At 48.4% G+C, this 8,132-nt stretch carries 7 protein-coding genes; 3 read left to right on the top strand and 4 right to left on the bottom strand.

What is annotated here, in order from left to right; all coding sequences use genetic code 11:
* Window positions 1–563: 563 nt before the first annotated feature.
* From RIF36_RS03170 to RIF36_RS03155, 4 genes are all read right to left on the bottom strand, one after another.
* Window positions 564–1,493, bottom strand: a complete 930-nt coding sequence (locus RIF36_RS03170) for an aspartate carbamoyltransferase catalytic subunit (RefSeq protein WP_350129723.1) — start codon at window positions 1,491–1,493, stop codon at window positions 564–566.
* A complete protein-coding gene (gene pyrR, locus RIF36_RS03165; protein WP_350077216.1) occupies window positions 1,490–2,041 on the bottom strand; it encodes a bifunctional pyr operon transcriptional regulator/uracil phosphoribosyltransferase PyrR in 552 nt (183 codons plus the stop codon). Before pyrR ends, RIF36_RS03170 begins: the two co-directional genes overlap by 4 nt.
* 125 nt (window positions 2,042–2,166) lie before the next feature.
* On the bottom strand, window positions 2,167–3,762 hold the full coding sequence (locus RIF36_RS03160) for a hypothetical protein (protein WP_350077214.1): 1,596 nt from the start codon (window positions 3,760–3,762) through the stop codon (window positions 2,167–2,169).
* Window positions 3,763–3,803: 41 nt separating this feature from the next.
* The gene (locus RIF36_RS03155; RefSeq protein WP_350129719.1) at window positions 3,804–4,220 is read right to left on the bottom strand and encodes an EVE domain-containing protein; all 417 of its coding nucleotides are present in this window, start codon (window positions 4,218–4,220) and stop codon (window positions 3,804–3,806) included.
* A 208-nt stretch (window positions 4,221–4,428) separates the two neighbouring features.
* Here RIF36_RS03155 and RIF36_RS03150 point away from each other — a divergent pair, with 208 nt between their 5' ends.
* From RIF36_RS03150 to RIF36_RS03140, 3 genes are all read left to right on the top strand, one after another.
* Complete coding sequence (locus RIF36_RS03150) at window positions 4,429–6,150, top strand: helix-hairpin-helix domain-containing protein (RefSeq protein WP_350129716.1); 1,722 nt, start codon at window positions 4,429–4,431, stop codon at window positions 6,148–6,150.
* A 347-nt stretch (window positions 6,151–6,497) separates the two neighbouring features.
* Window positions 6,498–7,505: a glycosyltransferase family 9 protein gene (locus tag RIF36_RS03145; RefSeq protein ID WP_350129713.1), complete on the top strand. Its 1,008-nt coding sequence runs from the start codon at window positions 6,498–6,500 to the stop codon at window positions 7,503–7,505.
* 14 nt (window positions 7,506–7,519) lie between these two features.
* Entirely contained in the window at window positions 7,520–8,014 is a 495-nt protein-coding gene (locus tag RIF36_RS03140) for a SixA phosphatase family protein (RefSeq protein WP_350129710.1), read from the top strand.
* Window positions 8,015–8,132: the final 118 nt, after the last annotated feature.

Below are 8,132 nucleotides of genomic sequence, written 5' to 3'. Positions count from 1 at the left end.
TTTATTTAGTCAGTTCGAAGGTTCAAAAGAAATGGTCCAGACCGGTATCATGGACCAAGGTGATAAGTATACTAACTATGACATATCCCGAAAGACTTGAACCCAACTTTTAAAAAATGACACACTTAACTGAACATAACCCATCGGTACGGCTAGTACGCCTATTGCGCTGAGACGCCAGACGCCGAGGAGATGAGGAAGGGACCCCATCAAACCTGTGTCTTACGGCACTTGCAGGGTGGCTAGTGCCCGTACAGACACCTACTTGCAAGTGCTGAAGGGTGTTATATCTGCAGTATGGCCATGACAGCCCCATCCTGAAAAGGTACATGAAGACACGACACCCTAACAATTATCAAAAACCAGGTTGTTCGGCATTTGAAGTCTCGTGATGGTTCGAGACCAGAGCGACAACTACTTCCTTTCAGCCTAGGCTCTGTCTGGATGTACAAGATACCTCCACTACGATATGACAGGCCATAGTATGCAGTGATGAGCCATCAACTTTCATCGATTCCGTGTCTCACGGCACTTGCAAGGTTGGCTGGTGGCCGTGCCGACACCTACACCTCCTTCACACCGGCCAGCAGGTACAGCACTGCCATACGGATGGCCACGCCATTTTCTACCTGACCCAGTATAATCGAGTGGTCGGAATCGGCTACGTCACTGTTGAGTTCAACCCCCCTGTTGATGGGCCCGGGGTGCATGATCACAATCTCTTTGTTCAGGGTGTCGAGCAGCTGCTTGTTGATGCCATAATATATCGAGTACTCCCGCAACGAGGGGAAGTACTTGATTTGCTGCCTTTCGAGCTGAATACGAAGTACGTTGGCGACATCGCACCATTCCAGGGCCTTTTTGACATCATACTCTACCTTCACGCCCAGCTCGCCGATGAATTTCGGTATCAGCGTAATGGGACCACAAACCATCACCTCAGCGCCAAGCTTTTTAAGGCAGAAGATATTGGAAAGGGCTACTCTTGAGTGCAGGATGTCGCCCATAATGGCTACTTTCTTCCCCGCTACATCGCCCAGTTTTTCTCTTATAGAGAAAGCATCGAGCAGCGCCTGCGTGGGGTGCTCGTGGGTGCCGTCGCCAGCATTGATGATGTTGGCCTTTACGTGCTTTGACAGGAAATGCGGCGCTCCCGGGCTGCTGTGCCGCATTACCACCATGTCCACTTTCATGGCCAGGATGTTGTTGACCGTATCGAGCAGGGTTTCCCCTTTTTTGACAGAGCTGGAGGAAGAGGAGAAATTAACAACGTCGGCAGAAAGTCTTTTTTCCGCCAGCTCAAAAGAAAGCCTTGTGCGGGTGGAGTTTTCGAAGAAAACGTTGGCCACGGTGATGTCTCGTAAAGAAGGCACCTTCTTGATTGGCCGGTTGAGTACGTCTTTGAAGTTGTCGGCCGTTTGAAAAATGAGCTGAATATCCTCTTCCGTGATATCTTTGATGCCCAACAAATGGCGGGTACTCAGCTTGCTCATGCCTCGTCCTCCTTTTCCATGATCCAGATATTGTCTTCGGGCATGCCCTGTTCTTTTAGTTCTACTAATATTCGCTGGCTCCTTACCGTGTTCACTCTTCTGCCTACATAAGTTGCCTCCACGGGGATATCCCTGCTGTACATTCGGTCGATCAACGTTAGCAGCTCCACTTTCTCCGGCCTTCCAAAGCTCACCATAGCGTCGAGGGCTGCCCGCACAGACCTGCCGGTGAACAATACGTCGTCGATCAGAATGACTTTTTTGCCTTCAATGACAAAGTTTACTTTGGTTTCGTGGGGGGCGATAGGCGCATCTCGACGACGGAAGTCATCCCTGTGGAAGGTAGTATCCAGGTAGCCAAGAAGGATTTTTTTGTTCAGGAGGGTCTCAAGACTGGTGCTGATTCTTTCAGCAAGAAAGATGCCTCTGGGCTGTAAGCCCATTAAAACGGAGTTGTTAAAATCGCCGTGATTTTCAATAAGTTGCTGACAAAGCCTGTTGATGGTGAACTGTAAAAGACGTCCGTCGAAGAGCAACCGTTTTTGCATGGGGCGAAGTTATGAAAAAATGATTTGATTACGGATTACGGAGGATGGATTTATGACTGTCCGACTCTCTGACTGTCCGACTGTCCGACTGTCTGAGTGTCTGAACGTCTGACTTTCTGACTGTCCTACCTATAAACAACCTTATTAATAAAAAACACGTTGCGGTTGAGGTTCACCCGGTTGTCCTTCAGGTTTTTGATGTCCTGGATGCCGTAGGTGTAAAAGGTTTTTCCGTACCACACCGACAAGCCACCCACCTCGTTGTCGCTCACTCTGACCTCATCATCTTCAAATGTGAGTTCAATATCATTGAACGTTTTGCCTTCGATGATCTCATCAGATTTTATGATTTTGGATCGGATCACATTTTCGAACATGTACAACAAAGCCACCTCGTCACCCGATGTGCTTACATGCACAAACTGCTGCAGATCGTAGCTGGTTACGTCATTGATTTCAAAGGAATTGTCCCATAGCAACTTACCCGACTTATCGAACGTCATGACAACGGCATGCGTGTACTTGTATCCCAGAAAATTAGGATTGAAATAGGTATTGCTCCGGCCATAGGTGTAGCCGCCAAACCGCTCATAGCCGCTGTAATTAGAATATCTTGGGTAGTAGGCCTCACCGTACAAGGTGTATTTGTCGCCGTCCTGAATAATGTCGTGCACCAGCAACCGATAGTTGAATTTCACCCGCTTGCCTTGCACCTTCCGTCGGCTGATCTTCTCTTTGATCCGCTGCTCACGCTTGGCTCGCATGTAGGAGAAGAAGTTTTCCAGGTCGGCATAGTTGTAATAGTCTATCTTCTGCTGCCCATCGCTGCCAACCGTTGCGATATAAAGCCCCCTGGAATAGGTCGATCGCTTGTGCCCATAGGTGCCGGCAATAAACTGCCGATCCATTTCGAGGTGGGCAGGGGCTCCGTTGATCAGGCTCTTGGACTCATCTGGTTGCAACAAAATATTCCTGATCATGTCTCCACTTTCCGAAAATGACCGCACCGAAATGGTGGTGCGCTTGTCAGTCGTTTTTTCACTCATGGTCACCGTGAAAGTCCTGAGGCGGTCGTCGGTTTCCAGTCGCAGGATTTCAGCATAGTCGGCATAAAACCCCGGAACCACCTGCGGACGCTGATCAAAAAGATTGTAGCGAATGATTACCGGGCGGTAGTTGGTGTAGCCCCCCATCAATATGGTACTTCCTACCACTTCAAATTGTGTCAGGTTAACAGGGAACACCGTATTGATATTGAACTTAGTTGTGTCACCTTTTTCCAGGTCCATCCTCATCACCAGTAGCTCCTCCTGCTTGTACTGCTTTTCCCGAATGAGGTAATACATAAAGCCCGGTGAATAATCGTAGCCAATGATGCGGGACGCAAAAGGAAGATACAGCTCCCTTCTCCATTTCATGTCAAGAGCGGTGTCGAGTTTGATAAACTCCCACAAGTAGCCATCTTTATTTTTGTGTTCGGTTTGGTGGTACACCGACAGCCCCTCCTCCTCGCAACTATAAACCACGTAGTCCTCGTAGTTGGTGTTTTTTATCTCAAACTCCACTCTTTTGGGTTGCTCAATAAGCTCACTGGCCTTCTTCTCATCTTTTTTTCGATCCTGAGCCAGCACACCGGCCCCCGTAAGACAGCAAAAAGCCAGCAATGCCGTTAATTGTTTGAGTCGCATATTGACAATAGTCACGTCATCAAAACATTTCATAAAAGCTTGTCCCCAAAAAAAAGATTTATGCACGCAAAACGCTACTCTTCCGATTTCTGAATAATTATATCAAATTCTTCCTTTTTCACTGGCTGCACGGACAGTCTCGAAAGCTTAATAAGTGCCATTTCGGACAGTCGCTCGTCTTTCTTGATCTCTCCAAGGCTCACAGACCTTTTGAGCTTTTGCACCGGCACAAAATCAACCACGACCCAGGTATCTTTTTCTTCAGGCTTGGCCGTCGGGTCAGGGTAATGCTCCTTCGCTACCTTTGCTAATCCCACACACGACTTTTCTTTGACACTGTGATAAAAAAGAGCCAGGTCCCCTACCTTCATGTCTTTCATGAAGTTGCGGGCAGCGTAGTTTCTCACACCGTCCCACATGTCGCCTCCCATGCTCACGAATTTGTCCCAGGAAAAAGTTTCGGGTTCAGATTTTATCAGCCAATAGTTCATTTCTATGTTCTTTTTTTGGTTTCACTAGTCAAATGTAACAGACAAAAGTCTCTTCAGTAAACCAGGCGTATGGTATTGCGTAACAAATTCCTTTACCAGGATGTTTTCCTCCACACGTAGTTTCTCTTTTTTGTTTATAGTAATCTAAGGAATTTTGCCTTAGGAAAATTACTTTTACAATGCCAGTTAACCAAAAACACCTCTCATTTTGGACAACAAAGAAATAATCTCACAGTTCCGCCTCATGGCTTCGCTCATGGAGCTTCATGATGAAAATCAGTTTAAAATTCGTGGCTACACCGGTGCGGTTTTCAACCTTGAAAAGGTAGACAAACCCATCGCCACTATGGCGGCAGAGGAAATCGGAGCCCTGGACGGGATCGGCAAGTCGATGGCCGCCAACATCCATCAGCTACTCGAAAAAGGAACATTTGATGCGCTGGAGGAGCTTCGAGCAGCTACGCCCGCCGGGGTGGTAGAAATGCTTTCCATCAAAGGCATTGGCCCGAAGAAAATAAGGCTGATCTGGAAAGAGCTGGAAATTGAAAGTTTGGACGCCCTGCAAAAAGCCTGTGAGGAAGGAAGGGTCGCCAGCGTGAAGGGTTTTGGTGAGAAGACACAGCAGACTATTCTTGATGGTTTAAAATACAGAAAGGCGAATGTTGGTAAGCTTCATTTTTCAGAGGCAGAAATTGCGGCCAACCAGCTGATTGACATCATAAAGAAAGAATTGCGAGAGAAGGTGCCGATGAGTTTTGTCGGCCCGTTAAGGCGTTTGCTGGAGGTGATCGACACGCTGGAACTATTGGTTGGGTCGCTGAATAATGAGGCGATCATAAAGGCGGTTGAGAAAAGTGGTCTGGGGGAAATCAGCCTTCAGGAATCAGGCCCTTATTCCATCAGGGGCCACATGAACGAACCCTATATTACTTTCCATATCAGGCTATGCGACGAAAAGCATTTCACAGAGAAGCTTTTGCTGTACACCGCCGCACCGCTGCACCTTAATCAAACACTTGCCGAAGGCGCTATACTGCGTGATAAACTGACAGAAAGGGCTTTTGCCAGCGAGGAGGAGGCGTATAAGCACGCTGGCCTGGCCTACATAGCCCCGGAGCTAAGAGAAGGATCTTTCGAAATAGCCCTGGCACAGGAAAATAAGCTGCCCAGGTTGGTAGAAATGAGCGACCTCAAGGGAATTCTTCATAATCACTCCACCTACAGCGACGGGAAGAATACATTAAAAGAAATGGCCACCTACTGCAAAGAGCTGGGCTATGAGTACCTGGGCATCAGCGACCACAGCCGCTCTGCCTTTTATGCCAGCGGCCTCGAAGCTAACAGGGTGAAAGACCAGCAGGTAGAGATCGATGCGCTCAATAAAGAGATGGCGCCGTTCCGTATCTTCAAAGGCATAGAATCTGATATTCTACCCGACGGCTCCCTCGACTATGAAACCGAGGTGCTGGCTTCGTTCGACTTTATCGTAGCCTCGGTGCACTCGGTGCTCAACATGGATTTGCAGAAAGCCACTAACCGTTTGCTAAAAGCCATCAAAAACCCATTTACCACCATGCTTGGCCACCCCACTGGCCGACTGTTGCTGGAACGCAAGGGCTACCCCATCGACCACAAAACCGTGATTGATGCCTGCGCTGAAGAGGGTGTGATCATCGAAATCAACGCCCACCCCTGGCGCCTTGACCTCGACTGGCGATGGGTACATTATGCGCTGGAAAAAGGTGTGATGCTCAGCATCAACCCTGACGCTCATGAGACCGAAGGCTACCACGACATGCGTTACGGGCTTTTGGTGGGTAGAAAAGGCGGCCTCACGAAAGAAATGACCTTCAATGCGCTGTCGACAGCGGAGGTGGCTGCCCATTTTGAGAAAAGAAAGAAGCGAGCGGCTGAAATGGTGGGTGCCTAAACCTCCATCAGGGTCCCTGGCGGAGACGCCAATGGGCTTTGCGTTCTCATCAGGATTCATGGCGGAGGCAGAACGTTAGCATTGAGTCCATCAGGGTCCCTGGCGGAGACCCCAATGGGCTTAGCGTTCTCATCAGGATTCCTGGTGGAGGCAGAACGTTAGCGTTGAGTCCATCAGGGTCCCTGACGGAGACCCCAATGGGCTTAGCGTTCTCATCAGGATTCATGGCGGAGACACCAATGGGCTTGCATTGAACAAGGTTTATTAACACCGTACAAATAAAAGAAATAGTGAATGAGTCTCCCTCTATTGAAATTATTACCAGTCGTTTTGCCCAAATCAGCTAAATGAAAGTACTCATTCTACGGTTTTCGTCCATTGGCGATATTGTCCTTACCAGTCCGGTGCCAAGGGTGCTAAAAACCCAACTCGTCGATGTAGAGGTGCACTATGCCACCATGGCCAGGTTCAAATTTCTCCTGGAAGAGAATCCATATGTTGATAAAATCCACGTTCTGGAGAAGGGGGACAAACAACTAATTGAAGAACTTAAGAAAGAAGACTTCGATTATGTCATTGACCTCCACCACAATTTGAGAACACTGAGGATCAAGTGGGCATTGAAGACGAAGGCCTACGCTGTGGATAAGCTCAACTGGCAAAAATACCTGATGGTCAACTTCAAGATCAATAAATTGCCCAACAGGCATATTGTTGACCGCTACCTCGACACCATACAGGCATTGGGTGCTAAACCTGACCAATTGGGCCTCGACTATTTTATCCCGGACAAAGACCAAGTAGACATCACCTGGCTGCCGGAAAGCCACCGCAACGGATTTATTACCTACGCTATCGGTGGCCAGCACGGCACCAAAAAGCTACCGGTAAAGCGCATGATTGAGCTCTGCGACCGCATCAACAAACCTGTGATTCTGCTGGGAGGGAAAGAAGATGCTGAGGCTGGTGAGGAAATAGCACGGTTCTTCGAACGAACGCAAAACTCAAGTGGCTACGAGGAGTCGTTGAAAGAGCTGGGTAAAAAAACAGAAATATTCAATGGTTGCGGTAAATTCAATTTCAACCAGTCGGCGTCGCTGGTGAAGCAGTCGAGCGTTGTTTTTTCGCACGACACCGGTCTTATGCACGTGGCCGCAGCTTTTGGAAAAACGGTCTACAGCATTTGGGGCAACACCATTCCGTCGTTTGGCATGTACCCGTACCGAACAAAATTTATTGTATTTGAAAACAACAAGATCAAGTGCAGGCCCTGCTCCAAGATAGGTTTTGACAAATGCCCAAAGGGTCATTTTAAGTGTATGAACGACCTCGTTTTTGATTTCTATATTCCCTAGTTTGGCTCCACGATATGAAGACGATCTATCTGGTACGGCACGCAAAATCGAGTTGGGACTTCCCCGAACTGGACGACTTTCAAAGGCCATTAAGCAGCCGGGGCAAGGCAGATGCTCCCCGAATGGGCAAGTTCCTTAATGACCAGCAAGTTCACCCTGACCTTGTGGTGAGTAGTCCGGCGGAACGAGCCATCAAAACTGCTAAAAAGGTGGTAGCTGAGCTTGGCATTGACAAAAGAGAGATCATCACTGACAAATCTGTTTATCATGCCTGGCCGGATAGGTTGCTGAAGGTAATTGTTGAGCTGGACGACCAGCACACGTCAGTGATGTTATTCGGGCACAACCCAGGGCTTACTGAGTTTGCCAACCAACTGGCAGGAGCATCCATCGAAAATATACCAACCACAGGGGCTGTCGGCATTTCTTTCGAGGTCAACTACTGGCGGGATATTGGCTACGAGGCAGGTAAGCTGCTTTTCTTCCATTACCCAAAGGGCTTGAAGTAAAGAGGGCGCTCTTGTGCTGATGGATAGTGCGACCTCTTTACCCTGGGTACCGACAGCGATTTCCTGGTGAAAAGTAAAGAGGGCGCTCTTGTGCTGATGGATAGAGCGACCTCTTTAC

This window comes from Imperialibacter sp. (assembly GCF_040222815.1).
Classification (GTDB): domain Bacteria; phylum Bacteroidota; class Bacteroidia; order Cytophagales; family Cyclobacteriaceae; genus Imperialibacter.
Note: the sequence above shows the minus strand (reverse complement) of the source record. Positions and strands in the feature narration are given on the sequence as shown.

Excerpts from the sequence above, each read along its gene's own strand:
- RIF36_RS03170 (WP_350129723.1), bottom strand. The coding sequence starts at position 1,493 with ATGAGCAAGCTGAGTACCCGCCATTTGTTGGGCATCAAAGATATCACG.
- pyrR (WP_350077216.1), bottom strand. The coding sequence starts at position 2,041 with ATGCAAAAACGGTTGCTCTTCGACGGACGTCTTTTACAGTTCACCATC.
- RIF36_RS03160 (WP_350077214.1), bottom strand. The coding sequence starts at position 3,762 with ATGAAATGTTTTGATGACGTGACTATTGTCAATATGCGACTCAAACAA.
- RIF36_RS03155 (WP_350129719.1), bottom strand. The coding sequence starts at position 4,220 with ATGAACTATTGGCTGATAAAATCTGAACCCGAAACTTTTTCCTGGGAC.
- RIF36_RS03145 (WP_350129713.1), top strand. The coding sequence starts at position 6,498 with ATGAAAGTACTCATTCTACGGTTTTCGTCCATTGGCGATATTGTCCTT.
- RIF36_RS03140 (WP_350129710.1), top strand. The coding sequence starts at position 7,520 with ATGAAGACGATCTATCTGGTACGGCACGCAAAATCGAGTTGGGACTTC.